Here is a 20171-nt window from a genome sequence, read left to right as displayed (position 1 = left end):
ATTGACATTAGCACAATTAACGGTTATTGAAATATATATCAGATATTCTGATGAACACCTAACGATCTTCCAAACACACAACAACAAATGTTGGAGACGTAATATGAAACGCTATGTATTTTCTACCCTGACCGCATTGAGCCTCGCAATTCCCGCAAGCTATGCAAGCGCCGATACCGTGCTGCGTGCCTCTCACCAATTCCCGGGTGGGCAGGGCGATGTTCGCGATGAAATGGTGCAAATGATGGCTCGCCACGTGGCTGAGGCGGATGTCGGACTGACCATCGAAGTCTACCCCGGCCAGTCGCTTTTCAAAGCCCGTGAACAGTGGGGCGCGCTTACCCGTGGGCGCTTGGACATTACCTCGCTGCCGCTTGATTACGCGAGCGGCCGGCACCCTGAATTTTCCGCTACCCTGATGCCCGGCCTGGTGCGTAACCAGGCGCACGCCCAGCGGCTTAACGACTCGGAATACATGGAATTAATTGAAGCTGTCATTCTGGATGGGGGCGCCCGCGTTCTGTCCCATGCCTGGCTGTCGGGCGGTTTCGCGTCCAGCGAGCAGTGTATTACCTCCCCCGACAGCGTATCCGGCCAGAACATTCGCGCCGCGGGCCCGGCATTTGAAGAGATGCTGGAAGCCGCTGGCGCCTCCATTGCCTCCATGCCCTCCTCTGAAATTTACACCGCCATGCAGACCGGTGTACTCGACGCCGCCAATACCTCTTCCATGTCGTTTATCTCGTTTCGGCTTTACGAGCAGGTTGATTGCATAACCCAGCCAGGCGACTTCGCACTGTGGTTCATGTACGAGCCGATCCTGATTTCCGAGCAGGTGTGGCAAGGCCTGAATGAAGAGCAGCAAACAGCTCTGATGGAAGCGGGCAAAGCGGCCGAGCAGTTCTTTGCCGAAGAAGCGGCAGCCATTGATCAGGAGATGGTCAATGTTTACGAAGAGAACGGCGTAGAAGTGGTCAGTATGAGCGAGGAGGACTACAACGCGTGGCTCGCTATCGCCCGTGAAACCTCTTACAAGAATTTTGCCAATAACGTCCCTAATGGCCAGGCCATCATCGATGCGGCGCTAGCCGTCGAGTAAGCACTTACCTTCAGCAATCTGTGGCCATTTGCCTGTATTGGGCGAATGGTCCGGTTCGATTGACGCCTGCTTAGCTTGATGAGGGAACTATGGCAACTTCAACTACGCACCCCCCTGCCGCTCGCGGTGGGGCTCTCGGCAGCTACATACGGCTGATGGACAGGCTGTCACGCCTGTTTGCCTATCTGGCCTGCGCCCTGTTTGTTGCGGGCGTACTGGTGATTTGCCAGATGGTCTTTATTCGCTACGTACTGGGCATGAGCACCAGTTGGCAAACCGAGTTCACCGTATTCTCAGTGACCGGCGCCATGCTGATGGGCAGCCCCTACGTACTTATGACCGGCGGCCATGTCGCCATCACTATTGTCCCCGATGCGCTGGGCGGTATCGCCCAGAAAGCCATGCGCCTGGTGGCCTCGCTTTTTGGCCTGGCCTTTTGTGCAGCGCTTGCCTACGCCTCCTGGGTGTATGTACTGGAAGCCATACATGGCAACTGGACCACCGGCTCGGTCTGGAACCCGCCGCTCTGGCCGGCGCTTATGCCCATGGCATTAGGCGCTTCGCTATTGGTATTGCAATACGTGGCTGAAATTCTGCGCGGGGAGCACTGAGCATGGACCCAATTACCTTAGGCATTATTGTAGCCATCGCGCTGATTGCGCTCATGGCCATTGGTACTCCTATCGCCTTTGCACTGGGCGGCGTTTCGCTGCTGGCGCTACTTTATGATCGCGGGCCTTCCGAGATCACCTACTTTGGCGAAACGTTTTTTGACCGCATTGCGGAGTTTGGCTTTGTCGCCATTCCGATGTTCATTTTGATGGGCGCGGCTGTCGCCTCATCACCGACCGGACGCGACCTTTATCGCTCACTCGACTTATGGATGGGTCGCTTACCGGGCGGCCTGGCAGTCTCCAATATAGGTGCCTGCTCCATCTTTGCCGCCCTTTCGGGCTCGTCTCCAGCCACCTGTGCGGCAATTGGTAAAATGGGCATTCCTGAGATGCGCGTGCGCGGTTATCCGGATGGCGTAGCGGCAGGGTGTATTGCCGCGGGCGGCACTCTGGGCATTCTGATTCCACCATCGGTTACCATGATTATCTACGGTATCTCCACCGAGACGTCTATTGGTCGGCTGTTTATCGCCGGTGTAGTGCCAGGCTTTATGCTCGCGGGGCTGTTCATGATCTGGACAATAATCGCCTGCAAAATGGCCGGCGGCTATAACAACCCATTGGCGGAGTCTGCCGAGCGCCTGAAGCAGACGGTTAAACACAACATCGATAGCAACTTGAAGGCGTTAGTGCGTGTTCTGCCTTTTCTAGGCGTGGTGGCGGGTATTTTATTCGCGCTTTACGGCGGGGTAGCGACACCCTCGGAAGCAGCGGGCGTAGGCGCCTTCTTATGCTTGGCGCTGGCCATTTTAATCTATCGCATGTGGCAGCTGGGCCCGATCAAACTGATCATGCGCGACTCGCTGCGCGAAAGCGTGATGATCATGCTGGTGATCGCTACTGCCGAAGTATTCGCCTACGCACTTTCCTCAATGTTTATTACCCAAACCGTGGCCGCCGCCATTGCCGACATGGAAGTCAACCGCTGGGTGTTGATGGGGATAATCAATCTCTTCCTGCTGGTGGCCGGTTTCTTCTTGCCGCCCGTAGCCGTGATCGTGATGACCGCGCCGATTCTGCTGCCGATTATCATTGCCGCCGATTTTGACCCCTACTGGTTCGCAGTAATCCTGACTATCAACCTGGAAATTGGCCTGATCACCCCGCCTGTGGGGCTGAACCTATTCATTATCAAAGGTATCGCGCCGGATATCTCGTTGCGTGACATTCTAATGGGCAGCCTGCCCTATGCGTTATGCATGGTGCTGGGCATCCTGTTGCTGTGTCTCTTCCCGGGCATCGCGCTGTGGCTACCTAACGTGATAATGGGTTAAGGAGTTAGACCATGAACATGATGTTTTTGCAGGAGATTTTTAACAATATCACTCAGCGTGATGCGCTATTACGCCGCCGTAACCCAGGATCGCTTACCCCCGATCACGGTCATCTTGTAAACGCCTGTCAGGCACTTCTGGCAAGCGATGGTGAAGCCTCCAGCATTGCCCTGGCCAGTCGGGCATTAGCTATTTATCAACGCTTGTCTTCCGCTGAAAAAACCAGCTTTTTTAAGCGCTTGGCAAGCGAGTTTGCCGCCGACGCCGCGCAAATCGACGAAGCCTACGCGGCCTATGCTGAAGCACGCGACAACGATACGTTACAGACTCTGATTGACGCCTGCGAACCACGCCGCCAAGAGCTCTTTCGGCGCTTGAACCTGGCCCGCGACGGCACCTATGAGCTGGTCAAGATGCGCGAAGACTTGCTGGAATTGCTGCGCGAGCAGCCCGAACTGGGGCCTATCGACAACGACTTTGTGCACCTTTTTAGCTCCTGGTTTAACCGCGGTTTTCTGATGCTTAAACGGATTGACTGGAACACGCCAGCCTCCGTGCTGGAGAAAATCATCCGCTATGAAGCGGTGCATGAAATTAAAGACTGGAACGATCTACGCCGACGGCTGGATGCCCGTGACCGGCGCTGCTTTGCATTCTTTCACCCAGCGATTGGCGACGAGCCGCTGATCTTTGTCGAGGTGGCCCTGCATAAAGGACTGCCGAGCCGTATTCAGCCTATTTTGGTGGGCGAAGAAAGCGGCGATGACCCCGAAGACGATGATACAGCCGCTTTCTTTGGAATCAGCAACTGCCAAACCGGCCTGCGCGGCATTTCGTTTGGTAACTTTCTGATCAAGCAGGTGGTACAGGAGCTTTCGCAGGAACTCCCTCAGCTCAAATACTTCGTAACGCTGTCGCCGGTACCCGGGTTTGCCCAGTGGCTCACCGAGCAGCGCGAGGATGAACAGTGGCCGGAAAACCTGCGCAACACGCTTGGTGAGCTAGAAACGCCCGATTGGCACCACGATGCGGTACGCGAAGAGCGCCTGAAAGCAATCATTCGTCCTCTGGCCGCCCGCTATCTGGTCGAAGCCAAAAATGCCAAGGGCTTGCCTCTCAATCCTGTCGCCCGCTTTCACTTGGGTAACGGCGCTGAGCTGCATCGCATTAACTGGCTGGGTGATATCTCGTCCAAAGGCGTTAAGCAAGCGGCGGGGCTAATGGTCAACTACCTGTATGTGCTTGATGACATTGAACGCAATCACGAAAACTATACCGCCAAAGGCACCGTTGCCTGCTCAAATGAAGTGCGTGACCTTGCACGGCGCGCTCGTAAGCTGGCCAAGGGAGAGACCGCCAAATGAACCACAACCTGTTTGAAACCTTTGCCGCCAAGATGCGCGAGCGCGCCGACGCTGACTTTATTACCACTCGCGAAGGCCGCCACTATAGTTACACCGATGCGCTGAACATTAGCGCTCAGCTCGCCGGTGCATTGACCGAGCTGGGAGTGACACAAGGCGACCGCGTTGCCGTCCAGGTAGATAAAAGCCCTGAGGCAATACTGCTGTACTTGGCCTGCCTGCGTATTGGCGGCGTATATCTGCCATTGAACACCGGCTATACCGGCGATGAAATTCGCTACTTTTTAAATGACGCCGAACCCGCGCTATTTGTTTGCCGCCCCAAGCTTGAAGATGAGGCGCGAGCGCTTGCCGCTGAAACCGGCTGCCCAGCCGTGGCAACGCTGGGTAGTGCCGATGACGGTAGCCTGATGGAGAAATCTCGCCACGCGACGCCTTGCGAGGAGATCGTCACGTTGGGCGAAAACGATCTGGCGGCGATTTTATATACTTCCGGCACCACCGGACGCTCTAAAGGCGCCATGCTGACCCACCGCAACCTCGCATCCAATGCTGAAACCCTGGTAAAAACCTGGCTCTTCAGCGCCAATGATCGGCTGATTCATGCGCTGCCTATTTTTCATACGCACGGGCTGTTTGTGGCATGTAATGTCGTCTTGATGGCTGGCGCCAGCATGCTATTTCTACCCAAGTTTGATGCCGACATTATCTTTGAAGAGTTACCCCACGGCAGCGTAATGATGGGCGTGCCCACGTTCTATACCCGGCTGGTTCAGGACGCACGCTTAACGCCACAGGCGGCGGAAAACATGCGCCTGTTTATTTCAGGCTCGGCACCACTGACCTCTGAAACCCACGAAGCGTTTGAAGCCAAAACCGGCCATGCGATCCTTGAGCGCTACGGCATGACCGAGACCAACATGAATATCTCCAATCCCTATCAGGGGGAGCGCCGTGCGGGCACCGTGGGAGTACCACTGCCCGGTGTGGATATTCGCATTATTGATCGTGAGTCAGGCGCAGAAGTCGCCGAAGGCGACATCGGCATTCTTCAAGTTCGCGGGCCCAACGTGTTTATCGGCTACTGGCGCATGCCCGAGAAAACCCGTGAAGAATTACTCGATGACGGCTTTTTTATCACCGGCGATTTGGCCATGCGTGATGCCCAGGGCTATGTGCATATAGTGGGCCGTGATAAAGATCTGGTGATTTCCGGGGGCTACAATGTTTATCCCAAAGAGGTGGAGCAGCTTATCGATGAGCTGGAGCAGGTGGTTGAGTCGGCGGTGATTGGTTTGCCGCACCCAGACTTTGGTGAAGGGGTAGCGGCAGCGGTAGTTTGCCAAGCGGGCGCCTCCCTCGATGAAACCACCATTTTTGACCACTTGGCAGGACGCTTGGCCAAATATAAGCAGCCCAAGCGGGTCTTTTTTGTCGAGGAGCTACCGCGCAATACCATGGGTAAGGTGCAGAAAAACGAGCTGCGCAAGCGCTTTGCGGATGCATATCAAGCGCCTTAAGCATACTCTTTAACAAGCAGCGCGCGGGCATTTAAGCCGCGCCCTTCACCTTGCTCAATTAACACAGCCCGCGCTTCACTGGTCTGATGCTGCTGGCTTATATGCAGCCCTTTTAATATTAACGCCAGCCCTAGGCTCGCCACGACAGTGGCGGCGGCGCCACACCCTGGCATAGGGTTGTGAGCAAGCGCATCCCGAAAGTGGCTCAAGCGCTGCTGCCATATCGCGGTGTTGGGCGGTTGACTATCCTTATCCATGTTCTTAACTCCTTTTATCGTACGCTTAACGGAGAACTCCTCTCCTGCCTGTGGGTCTTAAATGGGTTCTCTCAAAAAGCGCTGTTGATAGTGAAACATCCAAGCGCGCAGCGTGTTAGCGTAGCCTTTTGCTCAAACGCGATAGTGCGTTATTAGAAGATGATGAATTGTCAGTGCTAACATAACCTTCATTTTGCATAAGGAGCTTGCTGCTTTGATTACTCACAATGAAACGGGCGCTTTCTCGGCAGCCGAACTCTATCGCGTTATTAACGATGCCTCCGCTCAGGAAGAAGCCGCTGAACTGGAGTGGCCAGCCGCCAATGTTAGTTTAGATGAAGCCAACCAAACGTTGATTTGGGAGCTTCACGATTACGGTAATTTAACGTTAACGCTTTCGCGCAGTGACAATGAGTGGATTGCCATGACCGCCATTGCCCCGCTGGACAGCGTATCGAATCCGGCTGAACTTAACGACGTGTTACTGCGCCAAGGCCTTGCGCTTCCGCTTGCCTCTATCGGTATCGTTTCAATTGATGAGCGCGACTTTTACGTGGCTTACGGGCAGCTGTTTGGCGATTCAAAGCTGGTGTCTATTTGTGCTGAATTACATGCCACAGCCAGCGCTGCCATGGAAGTCGCCGATTTAATTCAAGATCACTTTTCTTAATACGCGTTTAGGAGCAACCCTTATGTTAAGCAAAATCATGACGGCGTTACGTGGCAAAGCGAATGAGACCGGCCAGACCGTCGTAGACTCTCAAGCGCTACGTATTTTGGACCAGGAAATTCGTGATTCTGAAAATCACCTGAAACAGTCCAAAACCGAACTTGCGCGCTTAATGGGTCAACGCCAGTTGAACAGTAACAAAGCAGATACCCTGGAAGGCAAAATTACCGAGCTTGAGCAAAGTGCTGAAGCCGCGCTGGACAAAGGCGAAGAAGCGTTGGCGGTCGAAGTTGCCGAGCGTATGGTCAGTATGCAAGATGACCTGGACGCCGAGCGCAGCATCGTTAGCGAGTACGACGCTAGCATTGAAAGCCTGCGTGGGGCCATTCGCAATACGGAAAACCAGCTGCGCCAGCTAAAACAGCAGGTGAGCGTGGTAAAAGCGACAGAATCTGCACAGAAGGCTCAGTCTGCCGTAGCAGCGCGCCATTCCGGCCAAAATAGCGCCATGGGCAGTGCAATGGAGTCTCTTGAGCGCATCCGTGAGCGCCAGCAGCTTAACTCTGCCCAGATGGAGGCAGCTGATCAAATGGCTGCCGAAGAGAGCGGTTCATCACTGGATGCTCGTTTGAAAGCGGCGGGTATTGGTGCCAATGAGCGCAAAGCCGAAGATGTACTGGCACGCCTAAAAGCCAAGAAAAACACCCCGCAAGCATAATGTGACACAGCGCCCGCCCACCGGCGGGCCTGCACGTTACTGGGCCACTACTTATTCAGTACCCATCTGTCCGCCCTACTTGCTTGCCCTTTGGAGACCTCTCGAATGTTTAAGACACTAAAGGCCCTGTTCGGCACTTCCAATGAGGCGGCGAACCCTGCGGCAGAAAACGCATCCACCTTCACTGCTGGCCTGCCGACCGGGATGTCACAAGAAGATTTCGCAGGGCTGCGCCTGGACGGACGCGTCAACATTCAGTTGGCTGAGTTAAGCGCCTATTCCGATGCACTCTTTGGGTGGGACAGCGCGCCCTATCATCATGTTGCGGCTGTCGGGCATATCGACCTTGGCCAGGGCGCCCACTTGGTACGCTTTTATCTGGATAACGATACGTGGCTGCAAGCCAACGTCGAAAACCAGCGCGTGATTGAGTACAAGCTGTTTGATTTTTATCGTGTGACGCATTTGTCGGATATCGAGTTCGATGCGCTGATCAACGCAAGCGATAAAAAGGCAGGCCAGCTGGGCGCACAAACGATTGCTGTCGAGGCGACCGATGCTTCCGGGCGCACCTGCCAGTTTCAGCGTGTGTGGGGCGATGAAGCGAGCCTTTGGTCGCCGCCCGTCGTACTTGAAGAGCAGGTAATGACCACCGAAAGCGTCATGACGCGCAGCGTTACCCACCATGCCATGCTGTACGAGCGCCCTATTGAAGACTCCGAGCGCATGGAATATGTATTGCTGAATGCGGAAGATGACGGTGAGGGTGGGTTTATGCTGGTACAAAATCTCGGTGTTGATGTTACATCGGTCGATATTGATGCTATTTAAACGCGGCAAGCCCCAACACACGCCATCACCACAACGTTGACTCTCAACCAAGGAAGATTTTATACATGCAGTATTTACAAGGCTTACCCCACTTTTTGGGCTATCTGATCGGCGCACTCGTGCTTCTCGTTGCGTTTATGTACTGTTATAGCCGTATCACGCCCCACCACGAGTGGACGTTAATTCGCGAAGGTAATGCAGCGGCGGCCACGGCCTATGCGGGCTCTATCGTCGGTTTTACACTGCCGCTCTACAGCGCTATGGCCAACTCCATCAGTTTCATCGACTTCATCTTGTGGGGCATCATCGCGTTTGGTGTTCAACTGGCGGCTTTCTTTGGCCTGAAGATGGTGCTGAAGAATCAGGGAGAAAGCCTGTCACTGCATATCACTGAAGGTCATATGGCTTACGGTATTCTGGCGGGTAGTGTCTCCATTGCGGTTGGCCTGATTAATGCCGCCTCGATGACGTGGTAAGGAGTTTAACGATGGCACATAACGATCAGACCCCACACCTGCCGCGACGCAAACGCAGCGCCCGCCTCTCGCTTGCGATGATGGGCGCCAGCGCATTCGGGCTAACGGCGTGTGGCCAGCCAGAGCAAACGACCGATGTAAGCTTTGACAGCCCACGCAGCTACCAGAGTGTTGATGAGTGCGTGGCCGCCGATGTATATACCCGCAGCGCCTGTGAAGATGCCTACGAGGCGTCCATTAAAGAAGTCCCCCGCTTCAATACGCTTGAAGAGTGTGAGGCTGAACACGGTGAAGGAGCCTGCACGGCCCCCACCGAACAGCAGTCGCAGGCGGCCACCGGCAGCAGCGGCGGTGGCTGGTTTATGCCGGCCATGATGGGTTACATGGTGGGTAACATGATGTCGCGCACCAGCCACGGTGCGACCAACCGGGGAGTGTACCAAGAACCGGTTTACCGCAATCGTCAGAACCAGGGCAACTGGAATACCGCCACTAACCAGGCCAGCCAGCGTGTCAATCAGCGCCACCAGGCCCTGCGTACCACGGCGACTCAGAACCGCCAGGCCACACAGCGTCGCGGCTTCGGTTCTCGCTCATCCGCTCGCGGCGGCTGGGGCTCGTGATGTACCTCGGGAATCTCCATGCTTAGAGTTGATGTTGCAGAACGCGCCAACTGGAAAACCCTGGCCCACGAGCTGGGGTTTCATTTTCATACCATCGGCGGCGAACCCTACTGGAAAGAGAGCGCCTACTACCAGTTCTCGCTGGATCAAATAGAGCGGGATATTGAGGCGCCTACCGAAGAGCTGCATGAAATGTGCATGGAGCTTGTTGATCGTGTCTGTCACTCCAATGCGCTGATGCAACGCCTGGCGCTGCCGGAGTTCATGTGGGACACCATTCACGACTCCTGGGTGTCTGGCCAGCCACACCTTTATGGGCGAATGGACTTTGCCTATCCAGGCCAGGGCCACGCCAAGCTGCTTGAGCTTAACTACGATACGCCCACCTCGCTTTATGAAGCGGGCTTTTTCCAGTGGGTATGGCTGGAGCAGGCAATTCAACAAGGCATAATTCCGCGCCACGCCGATCAATATAACTCCATTCAGGAGCGGCTGATTAATGCGATGGCGCATATTGGCGACCGGCTGAGCAGCGCCGAGATGTACTTTTCATGTATCAAGGATAACGACGAAGAGCGTGCGACCGTACACTACCTGCAGGATGTAGCCGTTCAGGCCGGTTTAAAAGCGCCCTTCATTTATACCGAAGATATTGGCTACCAGCGCGACGGCGACTACTTTATTGACCTGGATAATCAGCCCATTCAGGCACTGTTTAAGCTCTACCCCTGGGAAGAGTTGGCCGACGATGCGTTTGGCGAAAAGATTCCCCAGTTGCACACCCACTGGTTTGAACCACCGTGGAAGGCGATTCTGTCTAACAAGGGCATTCTGCCCCTGCTGTGGGAGCACTTTAAGGGCCACCCTAATTTGCTACCTGCCTATTTTGAAGAGCGCTCGCCTTCACCGCTGCCGCCCGGCTGGGTACGCAAGCCGTTCTTTTCACGCGAAGGCAGCAATATTGAACTGTTAACGCCAGAGGGGCAGCGTGAGGCAGTGGATGGCCCCTATACGGACAGCCCCTGGATTCGCCAGGCCTACCACCCCATGCCGCGCTTTGGCGAACATCACGCGTTAATCGGCAGTTGGGTGGTGGGCGATCGTGCTTGCGGGATCGGCGTGCGGGAAGACGTAGGGCGAATTACCAAGGATTCATCCTGCTTTGTGCCCCACGCCATTGTTTAACGGTCAGGAGAACGCGCCTGCTTACTCCGCCAACCATAAGCAGCTAACAGTATCGCCGGGCGTTACCTGATGATGGGGAGGAATAACCGCCAAGGCATCGGCCTCAATACACGACGATAATACGCCGGAATTCTGGTCAGCAAAGGCCTGGGCCGTTATACCGGAAGGTGCAAAATTAAGCGTTACGCGCATATAGTGCTGGCGCGGTCCGGTCGAGGTCTCAAAATTCGCCGTTGCGGTTAACGTTGGCAATGCCTTCAGTGCTGGGCAAGCCAACAACGCCCCCATGAGCGGGCGCAAGAATAGCCAGGCCCCCACAAATCCCGAAACCGGGTTGCCCGGCAACCCCACAAACCTTGCCTCACTGCCGTCAGCGCGAGGCAAGCGGCCTAGCGCCAAGGGCTTGCCTGGGCGTATGGCCAAGCGCCATAAATCCAGCTCGCCCAAGGCATCAAGCGCGGCCTTAACGTGGTCTTCTTCCCCCACACTGACACCGCCAGTACTCACGACCACGTCGGCGTCAGCGGCGGCTTGGGTTAATAGCGCCACCGTTTGAGCGTAGTCATCCGGCACACTAACGATCTGCACCACGTCAGCGCCAAAGCGCTCAAGCAGGCGCTTTAACATGGGCCGGTTGGAGTTATAAATTTGCCCCGGTGCCAGCGGCGTGCAGGGGTCGACGATTTCATCGCCGGTCGAGAGCAGGGCAACTTTAGGGCGGCGGCGTACGCTCACCTGGGTGATGCCCTGCCCCGCTAAATGCCCCAACGCGGCCGCTTCTAAGCGCAGCCCTTTGTTGAGCAAACAGTCGCCCAAACGCACATCCCGCCCTTGGCGGCGCACGTTGTCGTCAGGCGGAATATTGTCCGGTATCAAGGCCTTGCCTGCCTCAACGCTAACGCGCTCCTGCATGACGACGCAGTCCGCGCCTGCTGGCAACTCGCCACCGGTAAAGATGCGTGCACAGCTACCGGGTGCAAGCGGCGCTACCTGCGTTCCTGCCGCAATGCGCTGGCTGATGGGCAGCCACCGGCCCGCATCGCTTGCGCGTAACGCATAGCCATCCATCGCACTGTTATCAAAGGGCGGGACGTTCAGCGCTGCCATCACGTTGTCAGCCAGCACCCGCCCGCCAGCGGCGTCCAAGGCGGCTTCTTCCGCACTGACGGGACTCACGCCAGCCAGCAGCGCTTCAAGCGCGGCGCTTACTGGTTGCAAATCAGCCATGCTGACCTCGCCCGGGGATCACCAGGTTGGCAAAGTTGCACGGTTTGTGACGGCTATCGAGCTGCTCTTTCAAAATGCCTTCCCAGCCCGTACGGCAAGCGCCGGTTGAGCCTGGCAGGCAGAAGATGACCGTGGCATTCGCCAAGCCACCCAGGCAGCGGCTTTGAATGGTGGAACTGCCAATCTCCTCGCCACTTAGCTGACGAAAACGCTCGCCAAATCCTTCGATGTGCTTATCCAGCAGTACCGAAATGGCTTCCGGTGTGGAATCACGGCCGGTAAAGCCGGTGCCGCCGGTGGTAATAACCACTTGCACTCCGGCGTCAGCAATCCACTGGGCCACGATAGCGCGAATCTGGTAGATATCGTCAGCCACAATACGCTTATCGGCGAGCCGATGGCCGGCGGCGGACAAGCACTCGACCAACTGCTGACCAGAGCGATCATTCTCTTCGGTGCGCGTATCTGAAATCGTCAGTATGGCTATGTTGAGGGCAACCATCGGCTCCATAACACTACTCCTGACCGCTTTTCTTGGCTTGGCGAGCGTCCAACGCCGCCAACTGTTCAGGCGTTGCAGTGCCCTGATAGTGTGCTTTCCACTCGCTGTAGGGCATTTTGTAGACGTACTCGCGCGCGGCTTCGTAATCAAGCCGCTCGCCTCGCTCTTCGGCTGCGCTCACCAGCCATTTGGAAAGGCAGTTACGGCAAAAGTCCGCCAGGATCATCAGATCGATATTCTGTACGTCCTTGTTATCGTCCAGGTGGCTCAGCAAACGCCGAAAGGCAGTTGCCTCAAGCTCAGTGCGAGTAGCCTGATCAAACTCGTTAAAATCTGACATTAGCGTTTCCCTCATAAAAAGTGACTGTCGTGCAGCATACCAAAAGACACCGCTTATCGGCGCTGTTCACTCAGATAACGTAGGCGGGCGAACCCACTGATTGATATGGGTCATAGTGCTTATCATCAAGCATCTAACGTATAGACAAGCGCATAGACAAGCATGGCCCTTGGCCGCCATCATAGCGATAAGGGATCTACACTTGAAAATGGCAAGGCTGATCGGCCAGGCTTGTTACTGCTCGCCCGTTGCTACAGGAGACATGCCGATGATCACGACCCAAGCATTAACCGGCATGGTGCTCGCTGGTGGTGAAGGCCGCCGCATGGGCGGGCGCGATAAGGGGCTAGAGCCCTTTGCTGGGCTACCTCTGTTTGCCCACACAGCGGCCAAGCTTGAAGGGCAGGTTGCTGAACTGCTGATTAGCGCTAACCGTAATCTTGACGCCTACCGCCTGTTTGGGCGTGTGATCAGTGATGTGGAACCAGGCTTCCAAGGCCCTTTAATGGGCATTTATAGTGGGCTGCGCGCAGCAAACACGCCGTGGCTATTGATAGCTCCTTGCGATACGCCGCATCTCCCGGTCGACCTGGTCGCACAAATGCTGGCAGGCATACAAAGCGCCGATATCGCCGTGGCGTTTGATGGTCAGCATCTGCACCCTACGGTGGCCTTGATACGCACCGCACTGGCGGATGATCTTCAGGCGGCCCTGAAAAGCGGCGAGCGTAAAATTCAGCGCTGGTATGCACATCATAATATGCGCCGTGTGGATATGTCCGACTGCCCCGACGCCTTCGCCAATCTCAATACCGCCGAAGAGAAAAGCCGCTTGGAAGCACAATGCCTACCTGCCAGGGAAGTACCATGACGCTCTCCTGCTTTGAGCTTGGCGACCAGATGCTGAGCGTGGAAGAAGCCCGCCAGGCGCTGACAACGCTTATTGAAAGACCGCTGGCCCATGAAGTAATCGATCTGCATCGCGCCCATGGCCGCCGCCTGGCGCACGATATTATGGCGCCGATCAACGTACCGCCCAGCACCAACGCCGCGATGGATGGCATTGCCCTTGCCTGGCCAGACACACAGCCATCCCAATGGCCGCTTATCGGTCACTCTTTGGCAGGGCATGGTTTTCAGGGCGCCGTGCCGCCTGGCGCTTGCGTGCGGATTACCACGGGAGCCCCGCTACCAGAGGGCACCGATACGGTTATTATGCAGGAGCAGTTAACAACGCACGGCGAGCACCTCCACATCGCAAACCCTGAGCGCGTTAAGCGTGGCCAGAACGTACGCCTGGCCGGGGAAGATATTCTCAAGGGCAACCTGGCGCTTTCAAAAGGAACGCGTTTGGATGCCGCTAGTATGGGGCTACTTGCATCGCTCGGCGTGGCACAGGTTTGCGTGGCCCGGCCACCGACGGTTGCACTGTTTTCCACCGGCGATGAAGTGACAGCGCCTGGCGAGCCGCTGGAGAATGCCCGCATTTATGATGCCAACCGGTTTACCTTGATGGGTTTATTAACCGAACACGGCGCTGAGATGATTGATCTGGGTATTCTTCCCGATGATCAGCAGGCGATACGTAAGGCGTTATCCCACGCCGCCCAAGTGAGCGACCTGGTGCTCACCAGCGGCGGTGTATCGGCGGGGCAAGCTGACTTTACACGGCCTGCCCTTGAACAACTGGGCCAACTAACGTTTTGGCGCGTTGCGTTACGCCCAGGGCGGCCACTGGCCTGCGGCTGGCTGGGAGAGTCGCGTACGCCCTTTGTGGGCTTGCCCGGCAACCCTGTCGCTGTCATGGTAACCTTTTCACAGTTTGTCGTGCCGTTGCTCCATCACTTGCAGGCACTCCCCATGACTCCGCCACCCAGGCTTTACGCTGTCGCAGATGAAGTGCTTAACAGCCGCTACCAGCGTACCGATTTTTTGCGCGGCATTTACCATAGCGATACGCAAGGTGTGCTCCACGTACGCACGACAGGCGCGCAAGGGTCCGGCATGTTAAGTTCGATGGTCGCGGCTAACTGTCTGATCGAGCTACCCGAAGACCAGGACGGTGCACAAGCTGGCGAGGTAGTCTGCATTCAACCACTTGTGAGATGGCCATGACTAAGCAACTAATAGATGACTTTGGTCGCCGAGTTAGCTATGTCCGCATCTCGGTGACCGACCGCTGTGACTTCCGCTGTGTGTACTGCATGAGCGAGGAAATGACGTTTCTTCCGCGTGCCCAAGTGCTTACCCTTGAAGAGATCAGCATGGTCGCCCAGGCCTTTACCGAACTGGGTGTTGAAAAAATTCGCCTGACCGGTGGTGAGCCCCTGGTGCGCCGGGACATAGAACAGCTGGTAGATGACATTGGCCAGTTGCCCGGGCTTAGCGACTTCACCATGACCACCAATGGCGCCAGCCTGCGTAAACATGCCAAACGGCTTTATGCAGGTGGCCTGCGCCGTCTCAATATAAGCCTGGATTCACTGGACCCGGAGCGCTTTAAAAAGCTAACCCGCACCGGCGATTTAACACGCGTTATTGACGGCATCCATGCTGCAAAAGAGGCCGGATTTACCCGCATCAAGTTAAATGCGGTCATTTTAAAAGGTCGTAATGATGATGAGGTGCTGGACCTTGTCGACTTTGCGCGTGACGAAGGGCTGGATATCAGCTTTATTGAAGAGATGCCGCTGGGCGATGTGTCCGATCACTCACGCGCAGAAACCTTCTACTCAAGTGATGATGTACAGGCCCTGATTGAAAAGCGCTATACGCTAACCCCGACCACCGAAACCACGCCAGGCCCGTCGCGCTACTTTAAGATGGCCGACAGTGAAAGCCGGGTTGGCTTTATATCGCCGCACAGCCACAACTTCTGCGACACCTGTAATCGTGTGCGGGTCACGGTAGAAGGCCGTTTATTGCTCTGTTTGGGTAACGAACATTCGGTCGACTTGCGCGCCGTGCTGCGCCGCTATCCCGGTGATATGCCGCGCCTTAAAGAGGCGATTGTGAATGCACTACCGCTCAAACCAGAGCGGCACCATTTCACGACCGACGGCGACATTCAGGTTGTTCGCTTTATGAATATGACAGGGGGTTAACTCGTGGCAGCGTTGTCAAAAGTGCCGGTTCATATCGTCACCGGCTTTTTGGGAAGTGGTAAAACCACCCTCATTCACCGTCTGATTGAACAAAAGCCTGCGCATGAAACGTGGGCCATTTTAGTGAATGAGTTCGGTCAAATTGGTATCGACCAGGCGATGTTTGAGCAACGTGACGATATCGTTATTAAAGGCTTACCTGGCGGCTGTTTGTGCTGTCAGCTCGCCTTTGTTATGCAGGCAGCGCTTGTTAACCTGCTGGCGCGCAGTAAGCCAGACCGCGTGATTATCGAGCCCTCTGGACTTGGCCACCCCGCCGGTTTGCTGGATCTGCTGCGCGGCGAGGCCTTTCACGATGTCGTTGATGTACGCGATATTATTGCCACGCTGGACCCACGCCGTCTGGATGATCCGCGTGCGCTCAATCATGAAACGTTTCAGGATCAGTTGGCGATCGCCGATGCGGTAGCCATCACCTTATGGGACCAGGCCACCGATCAACAGCAGCAGGCAGCGCAGCAGTTTGCCAATGCCTTATGGCCGCCGCGTAAATGGATCGAGCCGGTTACCAATGGCGAACTGCCACTTGAACGATTAACACACAGTGGCCAAAGCCCTGCCCACGACCTGGCCGTTCCGGAAGCACACCGCACGTTAACCGCGCCCCCTGGTTTGGAGGGCGGATTTTTTGACTTTCCGCCAGCCAAAGGCGCACCACAGCAGGAAACCGGTGTAGCACTGGGCTACGTGAGTCTGGGATTACGCTGGCACCCTGACGAGCACTTTGACCTGGACAGCCTGGCGCAATGTTTAGGTGAATTACCCCGTGATGCCCGTATTAAAGGCGTGTTTCATACGACCAGCGGCTGGCAGCAGCTTAACCGCGCTGATGGTGCGCTAAACGTAGAAAGTAGCGCCTGGCGACAGGACTCACGGCTGGAAATCATTATCCCTGAAGCGCTGGCGAGTACAGTGCCGGATATCACAGCTCTTGCGTCAATACTTTCCCCCGCGCCATTTCATCAAAACGGCTGACCTCAAGAAACATCAAGCTCCGCTTCCAACGCGTCGATGGTGACCGGACGCCCAAACAGATAACCTTGATAGGCGTGGCAGCCATGGGCGAATAACCACGCCTGCTGCGCCTGCGTTTCGACTCCTTCGGCGATCACCTCCAGGTTCAGGCTTTCTGCCAGCGCAATGGTACTCTCGACAATCGCCGCATTCGCGCTACTGGTCAGCACCTGGCGCACAAAACTCTGGTCTATTTTCAGCTGGTCCAAGGGTAGCTGAGCCAGGTAGGCAAGGGATGAATAACCGGTCCCAAAATCATCCAGTGAGAGGCGAACACCCAGCGCTTTTAGGAACAACATTTTATCGCGGGCGCTGTCGCGGGCATCCACAAACAGCGACTCTGTCACTTCAAGCTTTAAGCGGTCAAGCGGTGCTTGGGTACGTTCAAAGATAGCCGTGATACGCGGTATAAACTCAGCATCGTGAAACTGCAGGGGGCTGATATTTACCGACATCGTCAAGTGGCAGAACCGGTCATGCTGTGCCCAGCTCGCCAACTGGTAGCAGGCTTTCTCCAGCACCCATGCACCTACTTCAATAATCAGGCCGGTACTCTCTAACAGCGGTATAAAGTCCCCGGGTGATACAAGACCCCGCTCGGGATGCTGCCAGCGCAAAAGCGCCTCGACCCCGGTCGTCTTTCCATTTACTTCCACCTGGGGCTGGTAATAAAGCTGCCACTGGTCAAGCGCCTGTGCCTGCCGCAAATCACGTTCCAGATGCGTTGAGGCTAACAGCGTTGCCTGCATATCGGGGTCAAAAAAGCACAGCGTGTCACGGCCTCTCGCCTTGGCTTGAAATAGCGCCATATCCGCCTGCTGAAGATACTCATTTTGCTCGTCGGTCGAATAGTTCAGGAGGGTGATACCGATGCTGGCCGTCACGCTGACCGAGTGCTCAACGAGTGAACTGGTACGGCGTATGGCAACCATCAACTTATGGGCGATGAGTTCAGCCAACTGAGCCGCTTTAGTCGCATCGGCATCCAACGACTGAATGAGTATAGCGAACTCATCACCGCCTAAACGTGCCAAGGTATCGCTTTCCCGCAGCTGTTGATGAAGCAGGCGCGCAACGCCCTGAAGCAAGCGGTCACCGATAGGGTGCCCAAACACATCGTTAACCTGTTTGAAATGATCGATATCGATAAGCAGAAGCGCTCCATAAGAGCGATGTCGGCGCGCCTCTTTAAGCGCTGCGCCCAAGCGGTCCATAAAGAGACGGCGATTCGCCAGCCCCGTCACCGAATCATAAAACGCCAGTTGGTGGATCTCCTGTTCAGCGGCTTTGCGTTCGCTAATATCGACAACGGTGGCCACGTAATGGGTTAGCTGCTGGTCAGCATTACGGATTGAGCTAATAACGACCCACTCGGGAAAGATATCGCCGTTCTTGCGCTGGTTCCAAACTTCGCCTTCCCAGCGGCCCTGCTGTTTGACGCTGCGCCATAAATGGCGATAGAAACCAGGGTCGTGACGGTTCGAATTAAACATCTTTGCGTCACGGCCAATCACTTCGGCTTCGCTATAGCCGGTGATCTGAGTAAACATGGGATTGGCTTTTAGTATTTTTCCTTCGGCATCGGCGATGATAATCCCCAGGTGCGCCTGAAAAGCGGCGGCCGCGATATTAAGCTCCGCTTCACTCTGTTTGGCTTCGGTAATATCGCGCGCGACCAGCAACGTGCCGGAAAAGCGGCCATCAGGATGCACCAAGGGGCTTACTACGGCCTGAAAAAAGTGTTCTCCCCTAGGCACCCTCAACTGATACTCAAGCGTAACCGCTTGGCGATGTTGCCTTACCTGCTCAAAGACAGTATCAAAACGTTTGGATAAATCAGCGGGCATTACCTCGTTATAATGTTTCCCTAACAGACTATCGTTGCCTTTCAGCAACATTCCTTCATCCAGGGCATGCGTATAGGTGATTTGATTGTTTTGGTCGAAAACGATGATCAAGTCCTGGATAGAGTTAATAAGCGTTCTGAGCTGAGCTTCTCCTGTCTGGGCCTGGGTACGCGCCTGATCAAGCTCTTTAAGGCGATGTTGTAATAACTGAGCTAACCTTATCCGTTTAAGGTAATGACGAACTCCCCATGCACCCAACAACGTAATAGCGATAAAGATACCGATGGTAATCCCGGCGCGCTGACGCCACCCCGCTAACACCTCGTCCAAATTCATACCGACGACCACCCATATCGGGTAGTTTCCAACGCGCTGTATCCAAAAAATTCGCTCACGCTGATCCAAAGTGGACCACATCACGTCCGACCACGGGGTCTGGCCGCTGTTCAGGACGCGTTGTACGGTCGCACCTTCCACTTGCCCCCCGGTTTGCGTGTGCTCGTCACCAGGATTGCGGGCGATTAATGTAAGCGTGGCGTCTACCAGGGCGATGCTTTCACCCTGACGAATTTGCATTTGGTTAACCATGTCGGCAAATGCTTGTGATGCCACACGTGCTGATGCCATGCCCGCAAAGGCACCTGATGAATCTGTCAGACGTAACGCGTGTATCAGAGAGTAGGTTTGTTCCTCGCTGGACCAGTAAAGCGGAGTAACGATGTCCTCCATGGGATAGTCAGGGTCGCTCAAGACTTTATAAAAATCCTGGTGACTAAAATCCGCTCCCTGATAGTGGTTATCTCCACTACTGGCGATCATGATTCCCTGGCTATCCAACAGACCCACTCGTTGGACCGGGGGGGCATAGCGATGACGATCGCTTAACATTCGGGACATTTGCGTGGCGCTGACCACATCAGGCATGTTCTGAAGGTCAGCGACACTGACCAGCACGTGGTACGTTTGAGAGAAGATGCTTTCTACCCACTCACCAATCAGGCTGGCACGCGCATCGCTCTGCGCCTCAGCAGAGGCTATCTCCTGCTCACGCTGCTCCTTTAAAAACCAGCCGAACAGGCTGAACAGCAGCAGTAAAGCAGCAACGTATAACGCGTAGACATTGCGACGTTGGCGGCGAAAGGCATCATCGGCATACTTTTCGCTCTCTTTGTTCTGGTCCTTTCTCATCAACATATCTACAACAGGCATAGCGCATCGACCTTGGCCAGAGAACAAAAGAGAACGCATAAATTGATGTGATGATGTGCCACGTAAACGTCGTCAGCATTACCCTTTATCCTGCCAACCGTTAGATAGAATAACGGCAAACAATTTAATCATTCCATCCATTTAGAGTGCCTTAGTAGCGCGATTTATCATATTACA

General features: G+C 55.4%; 20 protein-coding genes. 15 read left to right on the top strand and 5 right to left on the bottom strand.

What is annotated here, in order from left to right; all coding sequences use genetic code 11:
- Positions 1-103: 103 nt before the first annotated feature.
- The 5 genes from INT20_RS07355 (at position 104) to INT20_RS07335 (ending at position 5931) form a co-directional block, all read left to right on the top strand.
- Positions 104-1099: a TRAP transporter substrate-binding protein gene (locus tag INT20_RS07355; RefSeq protein WP_192527864.1), complete on the top strand. Its 996-nt coding sequence runs from the start codon at positions 104-106 to the stop codon at positions 1097-1099.
- Positions 1100-1188: 89 nt separating this feature from the next.
- Positions 1189-1710: a TRAP transporter small permease subunit gene (locus INT20_RS07350; protein WP_087111039.1), complete on the top strand. Its 522-nt coding sequence runs from the start codon at positions 1189-1191 to the stop codon at positions 1708-1710.
- 2 nt (positions 1711-1712) lie between these two features.
- Positions 1713-3047: a TRAP transporter large permease gene (locus INT20_RS07345; protein ID WP_192527863.1), complete on the top strand. Its 1335-nt coding sequence runs from the start codon at positions 1713-1715 to the stop codon at positions 3045-3047.
- An 11-nt stretch (positions 3048-3058) separates the two neighbouring features.
- Complete coding sequence (locus tag INT20_RS07340; protein WP_192527862.1) at positions 3059-4411, top strand: malonyl-CoA decarboxylase; 1353 nt, start codon at positions 3059-3061, stop codon at positions 4409-4411.
- On the top strand, positions 4408-5931 hold the full coding sequence (locus tag INT20_RS07335) for a malonate--CoA ligase (RefSeq protein ID WP_192527861.1): 1524 nt from the start codon (positions 4408-4410) through the stop codon (positions 5929-5931). The genes INT20_RS07340 and INT20_RS07335 overlap by 4 nt, the downstream gene beginning before the upstream one ends.
- Here INT20_RS07335 and INT20_RS07330 read toward each other — a convergent pair.
- Positions 5928-6188, bottom strand: coding sequence for a hypothetical protein (locus INT20_RS07330; protein ID WP_192527860.1), 261 nt, complete (start codon positions 6186-6188; stop codon positions 5928-5930). The two genes, INT20_RS07335 and INT20_RS07330, sit on opposite strands and share 4 nt — an antisense overlap.
- A gap of 214 nt (positions 6189-6402) precedes the next feature.
- On the opposite strand from INT20_RS07330, the gene INT20_RS07325 reads away from it, so the two are divergent.
- The 6 genes from INT20_RS07325 to INT20_RS07300 all read left to right on the top strand — a co-directional run bounded on the left by INT20_RS07325 (position 6403) and on the right by INT20_RS07300 (position 10691).
- Positions 6403-6858, top strand: coding sequence for a DUF2170 family protein (locus INT20_RS07325; RefSeq protein ID WP_087111029.1), 456 nt, complete (start codon positions 6403-6405; stop codon positions 6856-6858).
- Between the two features lie 22 nt (positions 6859-6880).
- Positions 6881-7576, top strand: a complete 696-nt coding sequence (locus INT20_RS07320) for a PspA/IM30 family protein (protein ID WP_087111027.1) — start codon at positions 6881-6883, stop codon at positions 7574-7576.
- A 105-nt stretch (positions 7577-7681) separates the two neighbouring features.
- Positions 7682-8407 carry a DUF2491 family protein gene (locus INT20_RS07315; RefSeq protein ID WP_192527859.1) on the top strand — a complete coding sequence of 242 codons (726 nt, stop codon included), beginning with the start codon at positions 7682-7684 and terminating at the stop codon, positions 8405-8407.
- 65 nt (positions 8408-8472) lie between these two features.
- Complete coding sequence (locus INT20_RS07310) at positions 8473-8883, top strand: DUF350 domain-containing protein (RefSeq protein WP_172117914.1); 411 nt, start codon at positions 8473-8475, stop codon at positions 8881-8883.
- Between the two features lie 11 nt (positions 8884-8894).
- Positions 8895-9506 carry a DUF1190 domain-containing protein gene (locus tag INT20_RS07305; protein WP_172117913.1) on the top strand — a complete coding sequence of 204 codons (612 nt, stop codon included), beginning with the start codon at positions 8895-8897 and terminating at the stop codon, positions 9504-9506.
- Positions 9507-9524: 18 nt separating this feature from the next.
- Positions 9525-10691 carry a glutathionylspermidine synthase family protein gene (locus tag INT20_RS07300; RefSeq protein ID WP_192527858.1) on the top strand — a complete coding sequence of 389 codons (1167 nt, stop codon included), beginning with the start codon at positions 9525-9527 and terminating at the stop codon, positions 10689-10691.
- Positions 10692-10712: 21 nt separating this feature from the next.
- Here INT20_RS07300 and INT20_RS07295 read toward each other — a convergent pair whose 3' ends face one another.
- From INT20_RS07295 to INT20_RS07285, 3 genes are read right to left on the bottom strand one after another with little or no spacing between them, the layout of a single operon-like run.
- The gene (locus INT20_RS07295) at positions 10713-11918 is read right to left on the bottom strand and encodes a molybdopterin molybdotransferase MoeA (protein WP_192527857.1); all 1206 of its coding nucleotides are present in this window, start codon (positions 11916-11918) and stop codon (positions 10713-10715) included.
- Positions 11911-12429 (bottom strand): molybdenum cofactor biosynthesis protein B, encoded by a 519-nt coding sequence (gene moaB, locus INT20_RS07290; protein WP_192527856.1) that lies wholly within the window; start codon positions 12427-12429, stop codon positions 11911-11913. The genes INT20_RS07295 and moaB overlap by 8 nt, the downstream gene beginning before the upstream one ends.
- A gap of 4 nt (positions 12430-12433) precedes the next feature.
- Positions 12434-12760, bottom strand: coding sequence for a DUF1244 domain-containing protein (locus INT20_RS07285; protein ID WP_192527855.1), 327 nt, complete (start codon positions 12758-12760; stop codon positions 12434-12436).
- Between the two features lie 268 nt (positions 12761-13028).
- Here INT20_RS07285 and mobA point away from each other — a divergent pair, with 268 nt between their 5' ends.
- The 4 genes from mobA to INT20_RS07265 are packed head-to-tail and all read left to right on the top strand — an operon-like array spanning position 13029 to position 16899.
- Complete coding sequence (gene mobA / locus INT20_RS07280; protein WP_192527854.1) at positions 13029-13631, top strand: molybdenum cofactor guanylyltransferase MobA; 603 nt, start codon at positions 13029-13031, stop codon at positions 13629-13631.
- Positions 13628-14875: a molybdopterin molybdotransferase MoeA gene (gene moeA / locus INT20_RS07275; RefSeq protein WP_192527853.1), complete on the top strand. Its 1248-nt coding sequence runs from the start codon at positions 13628-13630 to the stop codon at positions 14873-14875. Before mobA ends, moeA begins: the two co-directional genes overlap by 4 nt.
- Entirely contained in the window at positions 14872-15864 is a 993-nt protein-coding gene (gene moaA / locus INT20_RS07270) for a GTP 3',8-cyclase MoaA (protein WP_192527852.1), read from the top strand. Before moeA ends, moaA begins: the two co-directional genes overlap by 4 nt.
- Before the next feature lie 3 nt (positions 15865-15867).
- Positions 15868-16899, top strand: coding sequence for a CobW family GTP-binding protein (locus INT20_RS07265; protein WP_192527851.1), 1032 nt, complete (start codon positions 15868-15870; stop codon positions 16897-16899).
- A gap of 2 nt (positions 16900-16901) precedes the next feature.
- On the opposite strand, the gene INT20_RS07260 is transcribed toward INT20_RS07265, so the two are convergent.
- Positions 16902-19994 carry a bifunctional diguanylate cyclase/phosphodiesterase gene (locus INT20_RS07260; RefSeq protein ID WP_193056685.1) on the bottom strand — a complete coding sequence of 1031 codons (3093 nt, stop codon included), beginning with the start codon at positions 19992-19994 and terminating at the stop codon, positions 16902-16904.
- Positions 19995-20171 lie beyond the last annotated feature (177 nt).

Origin of the sequence: Halomonas citrativorans (assembly GCF_014898005.1) — a bacterium.
In the GTDB taxonomy this organism is placed as follows: Bacteria; Pseudomonadota; Gammaproteobacteria; order Pseudomonadales; family Halomonadaceae; genus Vreelandella; species Vreelandella citrativorans.
This window is presented reverse-complemented; position numbering and strand designations above follow the sequence as displayed.

Excerpts from the sequence above, each read along its gene's own strand:
- INT20_RS07355 (WP_192527864.1), top strand. The coding sequence starts at position 104 with ATGAAACGCTATGTATTTTCTACCCTGACCGCATTGAGCCTCGCAATT.
- INT20_RS07350 (WP_087111039.1), top strand. The coding sequence starts at position 1,189 with ATGGCAACTTCAACTACGCACCCCCCTGCCGCTCGCGGTGGGGCTCTC.
- INT20_RS07345 (WP_192527863.1), top strand. The coding sequence starts at position 1,713 with ATGGACCCAATTACCTTAGGCATTATTGTAGCCATCGCGCTGATTGCG.
- INT20_RS07340 (WP_192527862.1), top strand. The coding sequence starts at position 3,059 with ATGAACATGATGTTTTTGCAGGAGATTTTTAACAATATCACTCAGCGT.
- INT20_RS07335 (WP_192527861.1), top strand. The coding sequence starts at position 4,408 with ATGAACCACAACCTGTTTGAAACCTTTGCCGCCAAGATGCGCGAGCGC.
- INT20_RS07330 (WP_192527860.1), bottom strand. The coding sequence starts at position 6,188 with ATGGATAAGGATAGTCAACCGCCCAACACCGCGATATGGCAGCAGCGC.
- INT20_RS07320 (WP_087111027.1), top strand. The coding sequence starts at position 6,881 with ATGTTAAGCAAAATCATGACGGCGTTACGTGGCAAAGCGAATGAGACC.
- INT20_RS07315 (WP_192527859.1), top strand. The coding sequence starts at position 7,682 with ATGTTTAAGACACTAAAGGCCCTGTTCGGCACTTCCAATGAGGCGGCG.
- INT20_RS07310 (WP_172117914.1), top strand. The coding sequence starts at position 8,473 with ATGCAGTATTTACAAGGCTTACCCCACTTTTTGGGCTATCTGATCGGC.
- INT20_RS07305 (WP_172117913.1), top strand. The coding sequence starts at position 8,895 with ATGGCACATAACGATCAGACCCCACACCTGCCGCGACGCAAACGCAGC.
- INT20_RS07300 (WP_192527858.1), top strand. The coding sequence starts at position 9,525 with ATGCTTAGAGTTGATGTTGCAGAACGCGCCAACTGGAAAACCCTGGCC.
- INT20_RS07295 (WP_192527857.1), bottom strand. The coding sequence starts at position 11,918 with ATGGCTGATTTGCAACCAGTAAGCGCCGCGCTTGAAGCGCTGCTGGCT.
- moaB (WP_192527856.1), bottom strand. The coding sequence starts at position 12,429 with ATGGAGCCGATGGTTGCCCTCAACATAGCCATACTGACGATTTCAGAT.
- INT20_RS07285 (WP_192527855.1), bottom strand. The coding sequence starts at position 12,760 with ATGTCAGATTTTAACGAGTTTGATCAGGCTACTCGCACTGAGCTTGAG.
- mobA (WP_192527854.1), top strand. The coding sequence starts at position 13,029 with ATGATCACGACCCAAGCATTAACCGGCATGGTGCTCGCTGGTGGTGAA.
- moeA (WP_192527853.1), top strand. The coding sequence starts at position 13,628 with ATGACGCTCTCCTGCTTTGAGCTTGGCGACCAGATGCTGAGCGTGGAA.
- moaA (WP_192527852.1), top strand. The coding sequence starts at position 14,872 with ATGACTAAGCAACTAATAGATGACTTTGGTCGCCGAGTTAGCTATGTC.
- INT20_RS07260 (WP_193056685.1), bottom strand. The coding sequence starts at position 19,994 with ATGCCTGTTGTAGATATGTTGATGAGAAAGGACCAGAACAAAGAGAGC.